Origin of the sequence: Brenneria sp. L3-3C-1, from assembly GCF_016456245.1 — a bacterium.
Classification (GTDB): domain Bacteria; phylum Pseudomonadota; class Gammaproteobacteria; order Enterobacterales; family Enterobacteriaceae; genus Brenneria.
The window spans coordinates 106,526-126,288 of the sequence record NZ_JAEMHF010000010.1 but is presented as its reverse complement, the minus strand read 5'-3'; the positions used below and the strand labels follow the sequence as shown (position 1 = coordinate 126,288).

26 protein-coding genes are annotated in these 19,763 nt (G+C 62.3%); 21 read left to right on the top strand and 5 right to left on the bottom strand.

The features are described from left to right. Positions 1-68: 68 nt before the first annotated feature. The 12 genes from JG725_RS17160 (at position 69) to radC (ending at position 9,701) form a co-directional block, all read left to right on the top strand. A complete protein-coding gene (locus JG725_RS17160; protein ID WP_199379033.1) occupies positions 69-440 on the top strand; it encodes an RAQPRD family integrative conjugative element protein in 372 nt (123 codons plus the stop codon). Then, entirely contained in the window at positions 437-670 is a 234-nt protein-coding gene (locus tag JG725_RS17155) for a TIGR03758 family integrating conjugative element protein (RefSeq protein ID WP_199379031.1), read from the top strand. The genes JG725_RS17160 and JG725_RS17155 overlap by 4 nt, the downstream gene beginning before the upstream one ends. 17 nt (positions 671-687) lie before the next feature. Next, positions 688-1,047: a TIGR03745 family integrating conjugative element membrane protein gene (locus tag JG725_RS17150; RefSeq protein ID WP_199379030.1), complete on the top strand. Its 360-nt coding sequence runs from the start codon at positions 688-690 to the stop codon at positions 1,045-1,047. 12 nt (positions 1,048-1,059) lie between these two features. Further along, positions 1,060-1,455, top strand: a complete 396-nt coding sequence (locus tag JG725_RS17145; RefSeq protein WP_199379028.1) for a TIGR03750 family conjugal transfer protein — start codon at positions 1,060-1,062, stop codon at positions 1,453-1,455. After that, positions 1,452-2,132 carry a PFL_4703 family integrating conjugative element protein gene (locus JG725_RS17140; RefSeq protein WP_199379026.1) on the top strand — a complete coding sequence of 227 codons (681 nt, stop codon included), beginning with the start codon at positions 1,452-1,454 and terminating at the stop codon, positions 2,130-2,132. The genes JG725_RS17145 and JG725_RS17140 overlap by 4 nt, the downstream gene beginning before the upstream one ends. After that, positions 2,129-3,025 (top strand): TIGR03749 family integrating conjugative element protein, encoded by an 897-nt coding sequence (locus JG725_RS17135; protein WP_199379024.1) that lies wholly within the window; start codon positions 2,129-2,131, stop codon positions 3,023-3,025. The genes JG725_RS17140 and JG725_RS17135 overlap by 4 nt, the downstream gene beginning before the upstream one ends. Then, positions 3,015-4,415, top strand: coding sequence for a TIGR03752 family integrating conjugative element protein (locus JG725_RS17130; RefSeq protein ID WP_199379021.1), 1,401 nt, complete (start codon positions 3,015-3,017; stop codon positions 4,413-4,415). Before JG725_RS17135 ends, JG725_RS17130 begins: the two co-directional genes overlap by 11 nt. Beyond that, positions 4,396-4,830 carry a TIGR03751 family conjugal transfer lipoprotein gene (locus tag JG725_RS17125; RefSeq protein ID WP_199379019.1) on the top strand — a complete coding sequence of 145 codons (435 nt, stop codon included), beginning with the start codon at positions 4,396-4,398 and terminating at the stop codon, positions 4,828-4,830. Before JG725_RS17130 ends, JG725_RS17125 begins: the two co-directional genes overlap by 20 nt. Beyond that, complete coding sequence (locus tag JG725_RS17120; RefSeq protein WP_199379016.1) at positions 4,830-7,706, top strand: conjugative transfer ATPase; 2,877 nt, start codon at positions 4,830-4,832, stop codon at positions 7,704-7,706. The genes JG725_RS17125 and JG725_RS17120 overlap by 1 nt, the downstream gene beginning before the upstream one ends. A gap of 15 nt (positions 7,707-7,721) precedes the next feature. Continuing rightward, positions 7,722-8,447: a thioredoxin domain-containing protein gene (locus tag JG725_RS17115; protein WP_199379014.1), complete on the top strand. Its 726-nt coding sequence runs from the start codon at positions 7,722-7,724 to the stop codon at positions 8,445-8,447. Beyond that, a complete protein-coding gene (locus JG725_RS17110) occupies positions 8,437-8,991 on the top strand; it encodes a hypothetical protein (protein ID WP_199379012.1) in 555 nt (184 codons plus the stop codon). Before JG725_RS17115 ends, JG725_RS17110 begins: the two co-directional genes overlap by 11 nt. Before the next feature lie 257 nt (positions 8,992-9,248). Further along, on the top strand, positions 9,249-9,701 hold the full coding sequence (radC, locus tag JG725_RS17105; protein ID WP_199379144.1) for a DNA repair protein RadC: 453 nt from the start codon (positions 9,249-9,251) through the stop codon (positions 9,699-9,701). Positions 9,702-9,735: 34 nt separating this feature from the next. On the opposite strand, the gene JG725_RS17100 is transcribed toward radC, so the two are convergent. Further along, positions 9,736-9,936: a hypothetical protein gene (locus JG725_RS17100; RefSeq protein WP_199379010.1), complete on the bottom strand. Its 201-nt coding sequence runs from the start codon at positions 9,934-9,936 to the stop codon at positions 9,736-9,738. Between JG725_RS17100 and JG725_RS17095 the strand changes: the two genes are divergently transcribed. Genes JG725_RS17095 through JG725_RS17075 form a run of 5 tightly spaced genes read left to right on the top strand, consistent with a single transcriptional unit; the run spans position 9,935 to position 14,613 of the window. After that, complete coding sequence (locus JG725_RS17095; RefSeq protein WP_199379008.1) at positions 9,935-10,369, top strand: TIGR03757 family integrating conjugative element protein; 435 nt, start codon at positions 9,935-9,937, stop codon at positions 10,367-10,369. The two genes, JG725_RS17100 and JG725_RS17095, sit on opposite strands and share 2 nt — an antisense overlap. Beyond that, complete coding sequence (locus tag JG725_RS17090) at positions 10,366-11,310, top strand: TIGR03756 family integrating conjugative element protein (protein ID WP_199379006.1); 945 nt, start codon at positions 10,366-10,368, stop codon at positions 11,308-11,310. Before JG725_RS17095 ends, JG725_RS17090 begins: the two co-directional genes overlap by 4 nt. A 10-nt stretch (positions 11,311-11,320) precedes the next feature. Continuing rightward, positions 11,321-12,718: an integrating conjugative element protein gene (locus JG725_RS17085; RefSeq protein ID WP_199379004.1), complete on the top strand. Its 1,398-nt coding sequence runs from the start codon at positions 11,321-11,323 to the stop codon at positions 12,716-12,718. Continuing rightward, entirely contained in the window at positions 12,715-13,065 is a 351-nt protein-coding gene (locus JG725_RS17080; protein WP_199379002.1) for a hypothetical protein, read from the top strand. The genes JG725_RS17085 and JG725_RS17080 overlap by 4 nt, the downstream gene beginning before the upstream one ends. Before the next feature lie 15 nt (positions 13,066-13,080). After that, entirely contained in the window at positions 13,081-14,613 is a 1,533-nt protein-coding gene (locus JG725_RS17075) for a conjugal transfer protein TraG N-terminal domain-containing protein (protein WP_199379000.1), read from the top strand. A 13-nt stretch (positions 14,614-14,626) separates the two neighbouring features. On the opposite strand, the gene JG725_RS17070 is transcribed toward JG725_RS17075, so the two are convergent. The 4 genes from JG725_RS17070 to JG725_RS17055 all read right to left on the bottom strand — a co-directional run bounded on the left by JG725_RS17070 (position 14,627) and on the right by JG725_RS17055 (position 16,323). Continuing rightward, positions 14,627-15,007 carry a DUF3742 family protein gene (locus tag JG725_RS17070; RefSeq protein ID WP_199378999.1) on the bottom strand — a complete coding sequence of 127 codons (381 nt, stop codon included), beginning with the start codon at positions 15,005-15,007 and terminating at the stop codon, positions 14,627-14,629. A gap of 69 nt (positions 15,008-15,076) precedes the next feature. Continuing rightward, positions 15,077-15,493 (bottom strand): PIN domain-containing protein, encoded by a 417-nt coding sequence (locus tag JG725_RS17065; RefSeq protein ID WP_199378996.1) that lies wholly within the window; start codon positions 15,491-15,493, stop codon positions 15,077-15,079. Beyond that, positions 15,480-15,713 carry an AbrB/MazE/SpoVT family DNA-binding domain-containing protein gene (locus tag JG725_RS17060; RefSeq protein WP_199378994.1) on the bottom strand — a complete coding sequence of 78 codons (234 nt, stop codon included), beginning with the start codon at positions 15,711-15,713 and terminating at the stop codon, positions 15,480-15,482. Before JG725_RS17060 ends, JG725_RS17065 begins: the two co-directional genes overlap by 14 nt. A 124-nt stretch (positions 15,714-15,837) precedes the next feature. After that, positions 15,838-16,323, bottom strand: coding sequence for an Lrp/AsnC family transcriptional regulator (locus tag JG725_RS17055; protein WP_199378992.1), 486 nt, complete (start codon positions 16,321-16,323; stop codon positions 15,838-15,840). 222 nt (positions 16,324-16,545) lie between these two features. Between JG725_RS17055 and JG725_RS17050 the strand changes: the two genes are divergently transcribed. From JG725_RS17050 to JG725_RS17035, 4 genes are read left to right on the top strand one after another with little or no spacing between them, the layout of a single operon-like run. Continuing rightward, entirely contained in the window at positions 16,546-16,911 is a 366-nt protein-coding gene (locus JG725_RS17050) for a Dabb family protein (protein WP_199378990.1), read from the top strand. Between the two features lie 28 nt (positions 16,912-16,939). Further along, the gene (locus tag JG725_RS17045; protein ID WP_199378988.1) at positions 16,940-17,362 is read left to right on the top strand and encodes a DUF2000 domain-containing protein; all 423 of its coding nucleotides are present in this window, start codon (positions 16,940-16,942) and stop codon (positions 17,360-17,362) included. Positions 17,363-17,372: 10 nt separating this feature from the next. Next, the gene (locus JG725_RS17040; RefSeq protein ID WP_233356462.1) at positions 17,373-18,776 is read left to right on the top strand and encodes a phenylacetate--CoA ligase family protein; all 1,404 of its coding nucleotides are present in this window, start codon (positions 17,373-17,375) and stop codon (positions 18,774-18,776) included. Positions 18,777-18,778: 2 nt separating this feature from the next. Further along, entirely contained in the window at positions 18,779-19,744 is a 966-nt protein-coding gene (locus JG725_RS17035; protein ID WP_199378986.1) for a branched-chain amino acid transaminase, read from the top strand. The last annotated feature ends 19 nt before the right edge of the window (positions 19,745-19,763 follow it).

Sequence of the window (19,763 nt, the reverse complement as noted above, 5' to 3'; positions counted from 1 at the left end):
TGTTTGCGGTCTGAGCGCGCCTGTCTCGCCACGATCGAGCCATTGCTGATCTGACGAGGAATTGCGCGATGGTGCTTCCGCTTCGGCTCCGCGCCGCACGCTGCGGCGCGACCGTTCTGTTCATGACCGCCCTGATGGCCGGCGTGCCACTGGCCGCCCAGGCCGACACAGCGGCGCAACGCCAGGAGCTGGCGGCGGCGCTGCGCCAGCTCGACGCGCTGGACCGCTTCATTGCGCAGAGTGCGGCCGATGCGCCGGTCACACCGGGCGAGCGCTACCACTTCGACTACCCGCGCCTGCTCGATGACCTGGCGCGTGTGCGTGCCGGCCTCCAGGCCTACCTCTCCCCCTCTCGTGCCCAGCCGCGCGATCCCGCCGCGCTGACCGGCGACTACCACGTCGACGGCGCGGCCACCGCGATGCCGGAGGCCCGGCCATGACCTCTGCCCAACTCTCCGCCTTCCAGGCCAACAGCGGCATCGCGCCCGCGCTCATGGCGACCGTGCTGGTCGGTCTGGTGTTCGCCGTGCTGCTGCTCTGGGGCGCATGGGCCATTCGCACGGCCTACGTCGGCTGGGCTGAGGACCGGATCAATCAGCGTCAGTTCCTGGGCGTCATCGTGAGGTTCCTCGCGATGTACCTGGTGCTGACTTTTTTCCTCCTCTCGTAACCAGAAAGGGTCAGACCATGGAAACTCGCTTCTCTCCCACCCGCCTCGTCCAGCGCGCCGCGCTGGCGCTGAGCCTCTTCACGCTGCCCGCGCTGTCATTCGCGCAGGGCCTGCCCACGCTGGAAAACCCTTCGCGGGGCACCGGCGGCGGCATCATGGAAACGATCAGGAACTACGGCTACGACATCGTGCTGCTGGTCGCGCTGCTGGTGGTCGCCAGCATGTTTATCGGGGTGTGCTACCACGCGTACGGCACCTACGCCGAGATCCATACCGGCAAGAAAACGTGGGGGCAATTTGGCCTCACCGTCGCAGTCGGCGCTGTGCTGCTGGTGATCGGCATCTGGCTGCTGACTGAAGCCACCGGCATTCTGTAAGAGGCCGTGGCCATGTCCGAGCATCATGTCCGCGCCGACGGCACGGTGTCCTTTCTGCCGCACAGGCTCAACCGGCATCCGGTGGTCGTACGCGGTCTGACAGCCGATGAGCTGTGGATCTGCTGCGGCCTGTCCGGCACGGCGGGACTGCTGCTCGGCGCACCACTGGCCTGGCTGTTCTCGACCATCGCACTCGCACCGACCTGCATCGTGCTGGGCATCGCCTGCGGCGTGTTTGTCGGCGGCGGCATGCTGCGCCGGCAGAAACGCGGCCGGCCCGACACCTGGTTGTACCGCCACCTGCAATGGTGGATCGCGTCCCGGTATCCCTTGCTGGCCGGCTGGGTCGGCGGGCATGTGCTGATCATGCGCAGCGGCTTCTGGTCGAACCGGAGGAACGTGCGATGAGCCGGTTCCGCAACGAGGTGACCCACCTGCAGGCGCACATCAGGACGCTGCGCATCGGCGCCGGTGCCTTGCTGCTGGTCGCTCTGGTGATGGGCGCAGGCTGGTGGAGCGCGCCACGCGATCTGACGATCCACGTCCCGCCCGATCTGCGCTCAGGCAGTACGCGGCAATGGTGGGAAGTGCCGCCGGAAAACGTCTACGCCTTCACCTTCTATGCGTTCCAGCAACTCAATCGCTGGCCCACCAATGGCGAAGAAGACTACGCGCGCAATCTTCATGTGCTCTCTCCGTATCTGACGCCAGCCTGCCAGGCCTTCCTGAAAGCCGACTACGACTACCGCCGCAGTACCGGCGAACTGCGTCAGCGCGTACGCGGCATCTACGAAATTCCTGGCCGCGGTTACGGCGACAACCCCACCGCCCGGGTGCGCGTGGTGTCCGACCGCGATTGGGTCGTGACGCTCGACGTCAGCGCCGATGAGTACCACGGCCCGGAGCAAGTCAAGCGGGCCCTGGTGCGCTACCCGATCAAAGTCGCGCGCGCCGACGTCGATCCCGCCCGCAATCCCTTCGGCCTCGTCCTCGACTGCTATGACGGCGCGCCACAACGTATCGCCACCCCGGCGCCGGAGGCACCGGCACGTGGTGGCCTGGGCACGCAAGGAGAGAACCCATGAAGCATCTACTCATCACCTGGCTGGGTGTGTTGTCGGTGCTGGCAGCACCCATCGCCCAGGCCATGGAGATTCTGCGCTGGGAACGATTGCCCCTGGCCGTGCCGCTGGTGGTCGATCAGGAGCGCATCGTGTTCATCGACCGGAATGTTCGCGTGGGCGTACCTGCCAGCGTGGGTGATCGGCTGCGCGTACAGAGCGCGGGCGGCGCGATCTACCTGCGCGCCAGTGAGCCGATCGAGCCAACGCGCCTGCAGTTGCAGGACGCAGACAGTGGTGCGCTGATCCTGCTCGATATCGCCGCCACACCGGCCAGGGACGGCGAGCCGCCATTAGAGTCGGTGCGCATCGTCGAAGGTAACGCCACGCCACAACGCTACGGCCAGCAGCAGGGCGCTGAGACCGCGACAGACGCCACGGAGCCGGCACGCCCACCCCGGCGCGAGACGCCGGTGCCGGTGGTGCTGACCCGCTATGCCGCGCAGAACCTCTACGCGCCGTTGCGCACCGTGGAGCCGGTGGCGGGGATCATGCGCGTGAACCTGCGCCGCAACCTGTCGCTCGACACGCTGCTGCCGACTCTGCCGGTGCGCGCCTCCGCGCTGGCGTCGTGGCGCCTGGAAGACCAGTGGGTGACCGCGGTGCGCCTCACCAACACCAGCAGCGGCTGGCTCACCCTTGATCCGCGTGCGCTGCAGGGCGACGTCCTCACCGCCACGTTCCAGCATCCCAGTCTGGGGCCACGCGGCACGCCGGAAGACACCACCGTGCTGTACCTCGTCACGCGCGGCCGTGATCTGGCGCAGTCGCTGCTGCCGGCCATCCAGCGCTTCGATCCGGCGGTGCATCTGCCGAATGCGCCCGATGACACCACGGAGGCCGACCATGCGCAGTAACGGTCTCTTGAAATGGCTGATGATCCCGGTGGTGGTGCTGGCGTTGTTCTTCGGCATCCGCCTGTTCTCCGGTGGTGCGCCCGAGTCGGGAACCCTCGACGCTGGCAACCGGCTCACGCCGGAGGAAATGCAGGCGCTGGGCATCGAAGGCGATACCCCGAGCGATACCGTCGCGACCCTCGTTGCACAAGTCAAGCAGCTGCGCACCGAACTGCAGACGGCCACAGCCGACAACCGCACGCAGCGCGAAGAGAATCAGCGGCTGCGCCAACGCGAAAGTGCCATTGACCAGCGCATCAACAACGCGCTGGAAGCTGAACGCGCCAACCTGCGGCGCGACCAGCAGCAACTGGCCAGCGAACGCCAGCAGACCGAGGGATTGCTGGCAGATCTGCAGCGTCGGCTCGAAAGCATTGGCGGCGGCCATACCGATCTGCCCGTCGGCCTCGGCCTGCGCGACGGCGACGCCGAAGGATTCGCCAGCGAGGACGCGATCCGCTGGGTGGAGCCGGACGACGCGAGGCCGAGCGACGGGCGCAGCGGCAGCGGCGGCCTGAATTTCCCGACCAGCTTCGGGCCGGCGCAGAAGACCCTGGAGACGGCTATCGGCAGCGTAGCCGACGCAGGTGCCCGCGCAGCCGGCGTAAGCAGCGCCAAAGCCGTCTATACGGTGCCGACGAACTCGACGCTCATGGGGTCGGTGGCGATGACGGCGCTGATCGGCCGCGTACCGATCGACGGCACGGTCAATGACCCGTACCCATTTAAAGTCCTGGTCGGCCCCGACAACCTCACCGCGAATGGCATCGATATTCCTGACGTCGCCGGCGCCGTGTTCAGCGGTACTGCCAGCGGTGACTGGACGCTCTCGTGCGTGCGCGGCCAGGTGCGCAGCATCACGTTCGTGTTCCACGACGGGACGATCCGCACCATCCCCGAAGACAGCGAGCGCGGCAACCAGCAAAACAACAACCAGGAAGGGCTGGGCTGGATCAGCGATCCATTCGGCATCCCGTGCGTGTCCGGCGAACGCCGCAGTAACGCCCAGCAGTATCTCGGTACGCAGGCCCTGATCACCGCGGCCGGTGCGGGCGCAGCATCGCTGATCGACTCGGACAGCGGACAGATGTCTTACGCCGGCGCCGATGGCTCCATCGGCACTGTTGGCATCAGCAGCAACGAGGCCGTGGGCCGCATCCTCGCCGGTGGCGTGCGCGACATGTCCGATTGGGTCAACAAGCTCTACGGCCAGGCCTTCGCGGCGGTCTACGTCCAGCCCGGCGCGAAGGTCGCCGTTCACCTCGAAAAACCCCTTGAGATCGACTACGACCCCGAGGGCCGGCGCGTCGATCACCGCGCAGGAGAATCCCATGCACTCGAACTGGACTAAGCCGCTGGCGGTGACGCTCGCCGTGGCCGTGCTGGCCGGCTGCGCCACCCGCAAGGAAGACCTGCTGCCGCACGGCAACCGGACCATGCAGGACATCTGGCACCAGGAAGCCGGCGACGGCGGCACTGGCCAGGTGGCCCGCCGCCAACTGCTCGATGCCCGCCAGCAGTTGCGCCGCCCGCTGAGCGATGCGGATGTCCAAGCCGCTGCGGCGGAACAGGTGCGTTACACGCGCACTGCCGCCAACGAGGTTCGCAGCCAGTTCCACCGCCTGCCCAACCCCGATTTGCTGATGTACGTGTTTCCTCATCTGGCGGGCACCGACCCGGTGCCTGTGCCCGGCTACACCACCGTCTTCCCCCTGTACCAGCGCGTGCAATACGCCATGCCTGGCGAGCGCGTGGAGGATTACTGATGACCTGGACGCTGCCCTGGCGCAGGGCGACCGCCGAGCGCAACGACGCTGAGCACGACCACCCGGATCGCTGGCAACGGCATGTCGAAGCGTTGCGTGAAGCCGGCATCCCAGAGCCCGGCGCTGCCATCCAGGGACGCAGGCCGGCCACGCAGGCCGACGAGCAGGCGCTGTACGACACAGCCCCGTCGTTCGTCGAGCTACTGCCCTGGACGGAATACCTGCCCGCCTCGCAGTGCATGCTGCTGGAGGATGGGATCTCGGTCGCAGCGTTCTTCGAGTTGACCCCGCTGGGCACCGAAGGCCGCGAGGCCGCCTGGCTTGCCCAAGCCAGGGATTCGCTTGAAAACGCGCTGCAGGACAGCTTCGATGAACTCGACGACAACCCCTGGGTGGTTCAGTTGTACGCCCAGGACGAAACCAGCTTCGACCAGTACCTGAACACCTTGCACGGCTACGTGCAGCCGCGCGCGCAAGGCACGCGCTTCACCGACTTTTACCTGCACTCCTTCGCCCACCATTTGAGTGCGGTGGCAAAACCTGGCGGCTTGTTCGAGGACACCGCCGTGACACGCCTGCCGTGGCGCGGCCAGAGCCGTCGGGTGCGCATGGTGATCTACCGTCGCGTGACCGGCCATGCCGCGCGCCGCGGCCAGACGCCGGAGCAGGCCCTGAACGTGGTCTGCGACCGCCTCGTCGGCGGCCTGGCCAATGCCGGTATCCGGGCCCGTCGCCTGGACGCTCCGATGATCCATGATTGGTTGCTGCGCTGGTTCAATCCCAAGCCCACGCTGTTGGGGCCTGCCCCCGACGACCGCGCACGTTTCTATCACCTGACCGCGTACCCGGATGCGGCGGAACCCGACGAGATCGAGCTGGCCAGCGGGCGCGATTTCGCCCAGAGGCTGTTCTTCGGCCAGCCGCGCTCGGACACCAGGCAAGGCCTCTGGTACTTCGACGGTCTGCCGCACCGGGTGATGGTGACCGACCGCCTGCGCACGCCGCCGACGACTGGCCATCTGACTGGCGAAACGCGCAAGGGCGATTCCATCAACGCGCTGTTCGACCAGATGCCGGAAGACACCACCATGTGCCTGACGCTGGTCGCCACACCCCAGGACGTGCTGGAAGCACACCTCAACCAACTGGCCAAGAAAGCGGTCGGCGAGACCCTGGCGTCAGAGCAGACGCTGCAGGACGTGCACGAAGCGCGCTCGCTGATCGGCAGCGCGCACAAGTTGTATCGCGCCAGCCTGGTGTTCTATCTGCGCGGCCAGGATGAGGCAGTGCTCGACAGCAGGGGGCTGCAACTGGCGAACGTCATGCTCAACGCCGGGTTGCAACCCGTTCGCGAGGAAGACGAAATCGCACCACTGAACAGCTACCTGCGATGGCTGCCTTGTCTCTACAACCCCGCGCAGGATCGCAAGCGGTGGTACACACAGCTCATGTTCGCGCAGCACGCTGCGAACCTCGCCCCGGTATGGGGTCGCAGCCAGGGCACGAACCATCCAGGCATCACGGTGTTCAATCGGGGCGGTGGCGTCATCACATTCGATCCGCTGAACCGCTTGGATCGGCAGATGAATGCTCATCTTTTCCTGTTCGGCCCCACCGGCTCGGGCAAGAGCGCAACCCTCAATAGCCTGCTCAACCAGGTGACTGCGATCTACCGGCCAAGGCTGTTCATCGTCGAAGCCGGCAACTCCTTCGGGCTGCTCGGCGACTTCGCACGCAAGCTCGGCCTGACGGTCAATCGCGTCAAGCTCGCGCCTGGTTCGGGGGTGAGCCTCGCGCCGTTCGCGGATGCGCGGCGGCTGATCGAGACCCCAAGCGATGTGCAGACGCTCGATGCCGATGCGCTGGACGACGAGCAAACCGATGATGTCGGCCCGGCGGAAGCGGACGAGCAGCGCGATGTACTCGGCGAACTCGAAATCACTGCGCGGCTGATGATTACCGGCGGTGAGGAGCGCGAGGAAGCACGGATGACGCGCGCCGACCGCTCGCTGATTCGACAGTGCATCCTCGACGCCGCACGGCGCTGCTCGGACAAACAGCGCACGGTGCTCACCCGCGACGTGCGCGATGCGCTGCGCGAGCGCGGCCGCGATACGACGCTGCCGGAAACCCGGCGCACGCGCTTGCTGGAAATGGCAGACGCGATGGATATGTTCTGCCAAGGCAGCGATGGTGAGATGTTCGACCGCGACGGTACGCCGTGGCCCGAGGTCGACATCACTATCGTCGATCTCGCGACGTACGCACGCGAAGGCTACAACGCCCAGCTCTCCATCGCCTATGTCTCGTTGATCAATGCGGTCAACAACATCGCCGAGCGCGATCAATTTCTCGGGCGCCCGATCATCAACGTGACCGACGAAGGGCACGTGATTACGAAGAATCCGTTGCTCGCGCCCTATATCGTGAAAGTTACAAAAATGTGGCGAAAGTTGGGGGCCTGGTACTGGCTCGCGACACAGAACATTGACGATCTGCCGAAAGCCGCTGAGCCAATGCTGAACATGATCGAGTGGTGGATCTGCCTGTCGATGCCACCCGATGAAGTCGAGAAGATCGCCAGGTTCCGCGAGCTGTCGCCCGCGCAGAAAGCGCTGATGCTGTCGGCGAGAAAAGAAGCCGGCAAGTTCACCGAGGGCGTCATCCTGTCGAAGAGCATGGAGGTGCTGTTCCGTGCCGTGCCGCCCAGCCTCTATCTCGCCCTAGCCCAAACAGAACCCGAAGAAAAAGCCGAACGTTACCAGCTCATGCAGCAGCTCGGCATCAGCGAGCTGGAAGCGGCCTTCAAGATCGCCGAAAAGATCGACCGTGCGCGCGGCATCACGCCGTTGCCGTACGACGACGTGTTCGCCTGAGACGCGGAGCCGACCATGCTGACGTCACTGCCACCCCTCTCCAGCAGGTCCCGGCGCCGCCGACGGACGCTGTTTGTCACCGGCGCCGTGCTCGCCGCAATCCTGATCGCCGCGCTGCTTGCCGCTCTGCTGGCCGGAAGCAGAACCCCGGCCGCCAAGGACGTTGCCGTGTCCGTCGAACAGCCCCCGCCCGGCCCGCCATGGCGCCATGGCCCCGTGACCGCCCGCTTCACCATCGTGGTGTATGCGGATCTTGAATGCCCATTCTGCCAGGCCTACGTGCCGGTGCTGCGAGCCTGGATCGATACGCAGCCCGACGTCAATCTGCAATGGCACCACCTGCCGCTGTCTCTGCACGAACCTGCGGCGGGAGCAGCGGCCCGCTGGGCCGAGTGCGTGGGCGAGGCTTTTGGTCACGCGCGTTTCTGGGACGCCGTGATCTGGTTCTACCAGCACACCCGCGGCAGCGGGCAGGGCCTGTCGCCAGGCACGGAATTCCCAGAGCGCGACCAGGCCGTGAGCGCCTGCCTGGCGAGCGAGCATCCCTCCCTCGCCGTGGCTACGCAGGTCAGTCAGGCACGCGACGACGGTATCGATGGCACGCCATCGCTGCGCCTGATTGACCACGACAGTCAGCGCACGATGACCCTGGCCGGGCCGGTCGTCGGTGATGCGCTGCTGTCGGCGCTCGACCTGCTTGCATCGCCGATTTCCGATGAGGAGCCTGCCGATGTTCAATAGTCTGGCCCACACCCGCCTGACCGCGACCTGCCACGGCATCGCCAGCGACGATGCCTGCCCGGAAAGCAAGGGCACGCGGTTTTCGCTGCCGGTGGAAATCGGCCACTTCGGCCAGCTTGACGATGCCATGCACGCATCCATGTGCTACGTGGCCGAACAGCGCTACGAACAGCAGCGCGATCCCGAACACTTCATCGCCATGGCGACGCACGTCGATATCCGCGATGAACAAGGCGCTCTGGTGCTGCGCGGCATCGTGCTCGGCGCGCTGGTGGACTGGTGCCCACCGGTGCGCTCGCGCAAGGAGGTGCGCAACATCCGCCAGCAGGTCGATCGGCTCTCCGAGGAATACGTCCATCAGGATTTCCTCGTCGAACGGGAGACTGCAAAGCGCCTGGGCATCGACCATGTGGAGCGCATCGCCGAGCACATCACCGTTCTGGAAGGAGGCCTTGTCGCGCCTGCCTGGCGCGACAAGGCCTCCTGGGCCGTCAAGAAGCACCTGCGGCAAGTAGCGATCGCCCACCCCGAGAAAGCATTTTGACCGCCGATCCCATCGGCGTCATCCCAGGTAGCCGGCAATCTTGAAGGCTACGACGCGGCTTGCGCCACGTTGATTGCACAGCCAGTCCGCATCGCATCCCCTGCGCGGACGACTGCTCGTTTCAGGGTAGTGGATGCTCACTCATCAATGACCCCGGAGGGCTTGCCCTCCAAGGGACGCCTCCGACTCAAACCTGAAGAAGGAGGTAACTCGTGACCAACAACCTTTCCGTCGAAGACAGCGCCAAGCTGCTCGAAATGCTGGATACCCAGCACGAAGACTGGATCGTCGCCCGCGCCATGGAAATCCTGGAGCGGCGAGTTTTCCGCCGGGGCCAGGCAATGTGCGCCCCGGCCGCGGTGAAGAACTTCCTGCAGGGCAAACTGGCTCACCAGCGCAACGAAATATTTGCAGCATTGTTCCTGGACAGCCAGCACCAGTTGCTCGCCTACGAAGAGCTCTTCCAAGGCACGATCGATAGGGCCCAAGTCTATCCCAGGGTCGTGTTGAGCAAAGCGCTGGAACACAACGCGGCAGCGATCATCTTCGCGCACAACCATCCCTCGGGCGAGATCGAACCGAGCCATGCTGACCGTGCACTCACGGCCAAGTTGAGATCCGCTCTGGAGCATGTCGACATTCGTGTGCTCGATCACTTCATCATTGGTAAAGGACAGCCATATTCCTTTGCCGAGCGCGGCTTGATCTAACCACAACTGTGTCCCCATGCTGTGGCGCATCTGCCTACATGGCGTCGGCGTCCGCATGATCCCCAAGGGAGCCACTGGCTCCCTTTTTCATGCTCATGAAGAACGCCAGCCACCCGCCCAGCGCCACTGCGCCATCCCTATCAAAGCGGGAGCCATGGATTCCCGTTTGTTTGTCGTCCGTTTCGCTGTTCTGGAGTCGACTACCGCCATGATCAATTTCGCGGTAGTTCGACATGCAGACACCTGCTCGTGCCTCTATCCCTTGGCGACACACACTCGTCTCCGGCCTGTTCGCGGCGCTGCTGAGCCCGTTGGCACAAGCTGCTGAAGTCCTGGTTGTCACCGACACCCAACATCCCATGCAGAATCTGGGCAGCGCCCGGGTCATCGAACTGGATCGGCCTTCGCGCATCGAGGCCGAACTAGCTGCCGACCTTCCCAAAGACCCGGTTCGCAGCGCAGATATCGTGCAGCAACGTCTGAAAGAGGGCGGCACGGCGCTGCAGCAGCGTATCGGCGAAGCCTACCAGGGGGTTGTCGATGCCTGGAGCCTCGGCATCACCACCATTCCGGCCGTGATCGTCGATCAACGCTATGTGGTTTATGGCCAGTCGGACGTTGCCAAGGCGGTCGCGCGCATCGACGCACACCGGGGGACTCAGCCATGAGACTCCACCGCCGCCTGCGCGCCGGCATCGCCACCATCCTGCTGACGGTGCTGACGGCGGCCACTTCATCGTTCGCCCTCAACACCGCGAGCATCGTCTCCTCGACCTTGTCCCCTGACTGCCTCGAATATCGGGTCACCGGGATCTGTTACTGGCTGTTCTGCACGCAGTTTGGCTGCTCGGTGCGAACTTCCACGAAGGTGCGCCACTACGTGCCGGATGCCGTCGTCTCCAGCTACTCCAACACGGGTGAAAACCCATGGATCGAAGTGCGCTCCATGAGCGCACCTAACGCCACGGCCCAGGCTGGCGGCGATGGCACCACCAACGAAGACCACGAAAACAACCTGGCGAAATTCAAGAATGCCGACGTCGTGGGCCATCCTGGTGGCCAGGTGTTCGGCCAGTTCGCCTCGGCCTCTGGATATGCCTGCCAGGGTGCCGGCACGGCGTTTGTGCCGTACCTGCTGAGCACGCTCGATACTGTCGCGTGGCGCTACAACATCCCCGAAGCCGTGTACCCCGAGGCGCTGATTCCTGGCATGCGCGAGATCGGCGCGCGCACCTCCCTGAACCTGTGGGGCTCCGTGTACCCACGCGGCGGCTTCCTGCATCAGGTCGATGACCACAAAGCGGCCGCCGTGGTCGCTCAGCGCGCCGGTGACATCGTGACCCGGCGCGGACAACTGCACGTGTACCAGCCCCTGCTGGCCAACGCGCGCGACGGCTACTGGCCAGCCGGTGAGCTGGTAGAGACCGATGCCTCGACAGGCAAGTGGCAGGAGCTGACCCCACGCCTCTCCAACACCTGCGCGGTGTTCCCGCACAGCGGGCTACTGACGCAAGCCCAGCAAGGCGACTACGCCTGGGCCCTATGGCGCCCGTACAGCTGTTGCGAGCGGCGCGGGCAGACCTTCCTCGGCAGTGTGGATTTCTACTGAGGGCACGCGCATGCACCATCCTGACCTGACAACGCATTCGGCTATCGCCCCACACCGCTGGCGCCTTACCGCATTGGCCTGTGCACTGGCCCTGACGAGCGGTCTGACCCTGGCCCAGAGCGGCGGCTTCCAGACCACCGGAAGCGTGATCGGCGACGAGGTCATGTACTCGATCGGCGGCGGCAATGCAGTCTCGATGAGCGGCGCGGCCGGCATGCGATCGATTGGCGTCGGCGTCGGCTGGAACAGCAACTTGGTTTGTGGCGACATGAGCATCAGCACGACGATCCAGAACCAGCTCAACGGACTAACGAATGGATTTCAGAACATCATGTCGTCCGTGATCCAGAGCGCCACGAGTGCGGTCGCATCGCTGCCGGCACTGATCATTCAAAGGGCTGACCCCGGTCTGTACAACCTCCTCACGAATGGGGTGCTGCAAGCCAGGCTCGACTTCGACCGCTCCAAACTTACCTGTCGTGCGATGGCCGAGCGGATGGCCGAGGCCGCCGGCGGCCAGCTCGGCTGGAACCAGATCGCCGAGGGCATGGCGCTACGCCAGGCGGTGGCAAGCACCGATGCAGTCTCGGCCATCGAGCAGGCCGAAACCAATCGCGGTAACGACGGCGTGCCGTGGGTAGGCGGCAGCAATGCCGGCGGTGCCGGCCAGCCGTCGATCAAGGTGGTGTCGGATGTAACACGGGCCGGTTACAACCTGGTCAACGGGCGCAGTGCGACCGACTCATCCGCCATTGATGCGGCAAGCTGCAACAGCCTGGCCTGCCAGACCTGGACCTCACCGCAAGAAGCGATCGACTGGGCCACCCGCGTGCTCGGTGAACAGGAGCAGCGCACATGCGACGCCTGCACCAAAACCCAAACCGTTCCGGGCGTGGGCCTGACGCCGGTCATCCAGGAAGAGTACGACACCAAGCTGCAGGTGCTGCAAGAGCTGATCAGCGGCTCGCGCACCACCACCTTCGAAAACCTGCGCGAAGCCGGTAGCGTCTCGCTGCCAATCACTCGCGGCGTGATCGAAGCGCTGCGCGACGAGCCCGACCAACATATCCTGGCACAACGCCTGGCCTCAGAAGTGGCATTGGCCTCGGTGCTGGAGAAGGCGCTGCTGCTGCAACGCACCTTGCTCACTGGCAGGAAAGAACCGAACGTCGCGGCCAACCAGTTGGCGATCACCACCGTCGATCAGGAAAGCAACGCGCTCGACCGGGAAATCCTCAACCTCAAGACGGAGCTCGAGCTGCGCCGCGAACTCGCCAATAACTCTCCGTTATCGATCATCCAGCGCCATAGCACGCGCGCAGCCGGGTCGCGCGGCATCTACGAAGGCGACCCGGTGCCGGATCGGCTCGATCAATTGCAGCGGCCCACCACCGGAGGCACGCCATGAGTCTGGCGTGGCTGCGCCCTAGCTGGCTGTTCAACCGGCGTATCGGCAAGGTGCTGCTCTGGACCGTGCTGCTCCTGACTGCCGCCGTGACCGCCAACGCCCTGGGCATCCATTTTGTTGGCAGCGTCGCCAGCTGGGAGCGCTGGCTCGCCGATGCAGCGGTCTATTTCGTGGTGTGGCGCCTGTGCCTGTACGGTGCCACCGTCTATGGCTGGCTATGGATGCGTCGTCGCCTGCTGGCGCGCGAGAACAACGCCGAGGCACAACGCCGACTGCTTCGTGCCGAGGTTGCCAGCATCATCGCGATTGTTGCGTTGGAAGCCAGTCTGCTGATGCAGGCCGCCTAGCGGGAGACTCCGGATATGACGCTTTTTACGACCGACTACCTGGAGTATTACCTGACGCTGGTGGGCTGGATCGTCCACAACGGCATCTGGACGATGCTAGTCGCCAGCGGTCTGTTCGCCATTCCCTTCGTAGCCATCATCATCCAAGAGTGGCTGAAAGCCCGCACCGAGGACGCCGACGAAGGCAATAAAGGCGTGCTGTCCTCGATGCGCATCGAAAACCGTGTGTGGGTGGCGATCGTGGTGGTGATGTTTGCAGGCATTCCATTCATCGACGTCGACCTCAACACCATCAAGTACGACGTGTCGCGTTCGGCGCAATGTCAGGTCAACGTGCCGCAGCCAACCGAGACGGGCTGGTCGCGGTCGTTCAGCACACTCAACGACCAGAGTGCGAAGGTGCCGGTATGGTGGGCCCTCATGCACGCCCTGTCACGGGCCGCGACCGGTGCTTCGGTGGCTTCCATCCCGTGCGGCACGGACTTGCGGCAGATCCGCATGGAGATCAGCGCTACCCGTGTCGATGACCCGGTTCTCGCACAGGAAGTGGCAGACTTCACTCATGACTGCTACGGACCGGCCAGGGCCAAGCTTTTCATGAGCCGCCCGGAACTCAATGAGGCACAGATGCACGATGTGACCTGGATTGGTTCGCGCTACCTCCTCGACACTGCGGGTTACTACGACACCTACCGTGCCAAGACGCCGCGCGACGGCTGGGCATACGACAGCGACCGCGACGCCGGCCTGGCTCAGGTGCCCAGCGGCGCTGGCTATCCAACATGCCGGCAATGGTGGAGCGACGGCGGCAACGGACTTCGCGCCCGCCTGCTCGCTGAGGTCGATCCCAGCTTGCTCAACCGCATCGCAGGCTGGGCCGGTTTCCTGAACCGCACGGAGGTAGATGACTCGGTGATCCGCGCCATCGCTTCGCCCAGGCAGCAGAAACTCAACCTTGGCAGGGTCTACACCGACTATGGCGGCCAGATCGAAAAAACCCTGCCGAACATCGTCACTCGCACAGCCAGCGACGTAGGTCTGATTGCGGGCTCTCTCGGCTACTTCCCGGCAATGGATGTCGTGCGGCAAGCATTGCCGATGACGCTATCGCTATTGAAAATGGCGTTTGTGATCTGCATCCCGTTGGTGCTGGTTATTGGCACCTACGATCTGAAATCGCTGGTCACGATGAGCGTGGTGCAATTTGCACTGTTCTTCGTTGATTTTTGGTTTCAGTTGGCACGATGGATCGATTCGACCATCCTGGATGCGCTGTACGGCATCGGGCGGCCGCACATGAACTTCAACATCACGATGGGCCTAGAGAACGCGTTCGGGGACATGATCCTCAACTTCGTGATGGCGACCATGTTCCTCCTACTCCCCGGCTTCTGGATGACCGCGCTGGTCTGGACGGGAGTCCGCACAGGCAATGCCCTGCAAGGTCTATCCAACGGAACCGCCGGCGCAGGACAAGCGGGCGCCAAGGGCACAGGCGTGGTCACCAATGTTCTCAGCGCGGGTAAGGCCAAGACCACGAAGAAGTAGATCACGCGACGGCTCAATCATCCTCAAAACGCGGATCGGGATCATCGTTGTAGGAGGCAGGGTGGTAGAAAAGACTGTCGCGATGATCCCGCTCCTCGGCCTTGTGTCCGAGAAAATCATCATCGTCGTCATCACTCGCCGACGCATGCTCCGCGCCCCAGGCGGCCACGATAACAAACACCAATAGCAGCGCGAGCCAGAAGGCGGCATACAGCAGCACTGCCAGCAAAGCCAGCTTGAGCAGCCATGGCAACACGAGTGCTCCACCTTCCGGCAGCCCCTTGGCGACAAGCCATCCCGACATCTGCGTTTCCCTGCGGGCACAAGCCCGCCATCCATGACCAAGCCAGCGGCCAAAGCGTTCTGCGGTACTGCTACGGGTTGTCGTGTTCATGGTGATCACCTGCTGTCTGCGTTACACGGTTGCTCCAGTTGTTTACTGCTTCATACTCGCTCGCTGCAATCATTTCGCTACGAACGGATTCCTGATGATCAAACTGTCTTCCAGTATCTGCCCGTGGTTCATATCTTCACTGTAGAGCGTACTGCAACCAGCTGTCGCTGCGGCCGCCACAATGCAGGCGTCGTAGAACGACAGGCGGTGCTGCTCGGCCACCCACCGGGCCTGATCGTGAATCGTCTCCGTGAGCGGCACGACCCGGCAGAAGCTGCGCACCAGTTCCAGAAACTGGGCGATCTCATCCCAGTTCATGTGCAGCTTGCGCAGGCACACGTTCGTCACTTCATTGAGCACCTGCACGCTGATGACCGGGTAAGTCTTCAGCAACGCCTCCGCGCTATCGGCCTTGGCTGCGTCGCTCGACAGCAGGTAGAGCACCACATTGCTGTCGAGGAAGTGCTTGAACTTAGCCGCGGGCATTGGCTTCGTCACGACTGAAGCGGAAATCTGCCGGCAGCTTGCCGCGGAAAGAGCGCAGGCGCTCCAGCAGGGCATCGGCACCGGGTTTCTTGCGAACCGCGAACGTGCGCAGATCATCCACGATGATCTCTATATCGTCGCCTTCACGCAGCTCCAGCGCGTCCACCAGCGTGGCCGGGAGACGCACGGCGAGACTGTTACCCCATTTTGCGACTTGCATGTTCTGCTCCTTCATGGATATACACTCAATATTGTATATCCAGAGAGGTAAAATGCAAGCTTCTGCGGTGCTGCAGGCGGGCGACCAAGGTCGCAAGCCCACGTACAGCCCCCATGGCTCACCTTCAAACGGCTCGCTGACGTTTGACCGGGAACGACACGAAAGGCTTGATTTCCTTGAGCACGAACATGCTCTGCATTTCCTTGATGCCGGGCAATTTCCGAACATTGGACATCGCAAATTCGGCGAACGAGTCCAGATCAGGTGCCACCACCTGCAACAGGAAGTCGGCATCGCCACCGATGCTGTAGCACGCAACGACATCCTCCAACTGCATCACTTCCTGCTCGAACTTCTTCGCCTCGGCCTCGCTGTGGTGGTCGATTTTGATCCGGATGAACCCCATGACCCCCAGCCCGATCTTGCGGCGATCCAAGACCGCCCGGTAGCCCTGGATGTAGTGCTCCTCCTCCAGTTGCTTCACCCGGCGCCAACATGGGGAGGCAGACATGCCGACCTGCTCGGCCAGCATCTGGTTGGTGACCCTGCCATCTTGCTGCAGGGCGGTAAGGATTTTGACATCTATCAGATCCAGAGCTCGATCGGTCATAAATTTCACTTGTTCACTTATTTTGGGTAAATCCTACCACTTTTTGACTGGTTTCCAATAAGAATAGAAAGCTCTTTCCCGATCAGATGACGTAGCATTTTTCATCTGAGAACGTCACGCGCAATAACTATCGTGCTGCATTCTTTATTGCATGTTGGGCACGTCGTTTGAGCCGATCAATAAGTCGATAGTCGCCTTCGAGGCGCGATGCGAGGATGAAAAATGATTCTCCATCTAGTGGTTTTCAAACTTAATAACCCTTTCCAATGGCGCGATGACGAAGTTGTCGATGCTGAAGCATCGACACGCCAACATCCAAAGCACATCAAAGAAATCAGTGGCTGGTTTTGTGCCCGGAATATCAGTCTGCGCGAACAAGCCATGGACTTCGTGGTGTTGGGACTCTTTGAAAACCAAGAAGACCTTTCGGCATATCTGATTCATCCCGATCATCAACAGGGGGTTCGGAAGTGGAAGAAAGTTGCCAATTGGAAAGTGGTGGATATTGATCTCGGCAGCGACACGACAAGGTTCTTCGGGTTACTGAGTGGCCTGGCCGACACCAGTGCAGCACTCGTATCGAGCTGAATATTTTTTGAAAACAAAGGAGAGATCAATGAATTTCGATGCATCCATTCACAAGTGCGTCATTGTGGTCGACAAAGCACTCGGACTGGGACATGCAGTCAATGCCGTCAGCGTGATTGGCGTCAGCATGGGGCGCTCAGTAGAAGGCCTGGTTGGGCCAGACATGCAAAGCAAGGACAACGTGAATTACCCAGGCGTCATCTACGCCCCCTTGCCGATTCTGCTTTCCAGCAACGAACTACTGCACGAAATCCTGGAGAAGGCGCTGGCGGACGATGAAATCAACAGCATCCCTTTTAGTGCCTTGGCGCAATCCTGCAAAACCTATCAGGAGTATGAAGCGCGTATTTCGGAAGCGGACAGCCAATCCATTGAATTGGTTGCCATTGGTTTGATTGGGCCGAAGAAAAAGATCAGCAGACTGACTGGCAGTCTTCCACTGTTCAAGTGACAAGGGGGTTATGGTGTACGCCTTATTCAAGCCTGATCTACTGGAACTGGCTCGTGAAGTTCATCAACAGCACGAGCTATTTGAAAATGGCGAAATGTCTGCCAAGGAATTGAATGACATTCGACTTGAGCGGCTTAAAAACACGCTCCGCCATGCCAAAAATAATGCGCCTTTTTACCGGAACACATTGTCTGGCCTATCTGATTCAAGCATAGATGAGCTGGACTGGAATACGTTTCAGGAATTGCCGTTCACCACAAAGAATGATTTGCGCACAGCAGGGCATGACATGGCTGCTGCGCCGCTGACCGAAGCCTGGATCTACTACGAGACCACTGGCACCACTGGCGCGGCGACTCCCTGTCCGCGCAACGAGCAGGACTCCATATTCAATAACACCCCGCTGATACTCCGTTATGGCGAGATTTTCCGAGCCCACGGCCCGCAGCATATTGTCGGCGTGATGGGCCCTACGGAGTTGCACTCGACCGGCGATACTTTCGAGGATGTGTGCCGCAGTTTGGGCCACACCGTCGTGAAGATGTGGCCGCGCTCGCCCGTTGTAGGGCCGGATCGCGCAGTGACGCTGATCAAGGAATTGAAGATCACCGCTCTGGTCTGTACGCCGGCCATCGCCATCAGTCTGGCCAAGCATCTGCTCCGAAGAGAATGCGCACCTTCCGACTTGGGCGTGAAGCTGATTTTCACCTTGGGCGAGCTCACCACGCCTGCCTTGCTGCGCAATATCGGCGAGGTTTGGGGCAGTGCCGTCTACAACTGCATGTATGCCTCACAGGAATCGTCGATCCTGGCCGCAAGCGATAAGGATGGAAACCTCTGCACGGTTCCCCTGAACGTCCTTTATGAAATGATCGATCCCCTGACGGAGCAAGTCTTGCAACCTGAGAACGCCAGCATGACTGGCGAACTGGTCATCACCCACCTGTATCCGGGGCAGAAGCCGCTGATCCGCTATCGCACCGGCGATATGGTCAGAGCGCAGGTAAGGGATCAAGGCCAGTGGCACATCATCCCTATCGGCCGAGTCAGGGACACCTTGTCCATCAACGGCATAAGCCACTGCGCCTACGACATCGAAGCCGCACTGCTCGAAAGCCTCAAAGGCTGCCTGGACTATCACATTCAGGTGGAAACCGTTGCCGGTGCCGATCGGCTGAACGTCACGCTGGAGCTGGGGAACAAGAGCGCCGCCCAAAACGATCTGGATTCCATCTCCAGTTCCATGGCGAGCAAGCTCGGTGCCCGTGTTCACATCACGGTTGGCTCGACCGATGCCGTTACCGGCACTGCGGCGATGGTCAGTTGGAAGGCCGCCAGACTTCATGACAAGCGCCAGGGCAGTGACAACCAGGAGCGTGAAACCGCATTGAAGATTGCTGCGCGGAGGGCTTGACCATGGCTGACTCGTTTGGCACTGCCTTGTCTGCCCCACGCAAGCCACACCCCTGGGTGTATTTGGATGGGGAGGTGGTGGCGGCTGCAGAAGCTCTGGTACCGACAACGACCCAAGCGTTCAATTACGGCACCGCCGTTTTCGAGGGCATTCGCGCCTATGCCACCGGCAATGGCGTACTGAATGTCTTCCGGCTAGACGATCACCTGAAACGACTGGAGAGTTCGGCCAGGCTTCTGCAGTTGGAAGACCTGCCGCGACGCCTGGCGATGAAGGAAATCATTCTCGATCTGCTACGGCGCAACCAGGCATCGACCGATAGCTACATCAGACCGCTGGCCTACAAGAAGGCGCTGCTGCCCGGCTTCGGCTTCGGCGTCAAGCTCACCGGCGTCAGCACTGGCCTGGCAATCAATACCCTGGCCATGGGGGCCTACATGCCAGCAGACGGCATTCGTTGCGCCGTTTCGAGTTGGCGGCGCATCCCCGACTCGTCACTCCCCGCGCGGGCCAAGATCACCGGCAGCTATGCAAATTCGGCACTGGCTATGGAGTCGGCGCAGCGCATTGGGTGCGATGACGCATTGATGCTGAATATGCATGGCAACTTGGCCGAATCGACCACTTCCAACGTCTTCGTCGTCAAGGGTGGCCACCTTATCACCCCCCCTTTGAGTGCCCACATTCTTGAGGGAATTACACGCGACACGGTCATGACCCTGGCCAGAGACGAACTCGGACTGAAGGTCATCGAGCGTGACGTCTCGTTTTCCGAACTGTTCTCGGTCGATGAATGCTTCCTGTCCGGCACCGGCGTCGAGGTCGTACCGGTGACGCAAATCGACCACTACAAACTGCAAGAAAGTAGTGTGGGGGAAATAAGCACTGCACTCAGGAGGCTCTATTTGGAGACCGTGAAAGGTCTGAATACCAAATACGCTCATTGGCTGACCCCTGTATCCAATTGATCTCACTGGAGACTCGTGA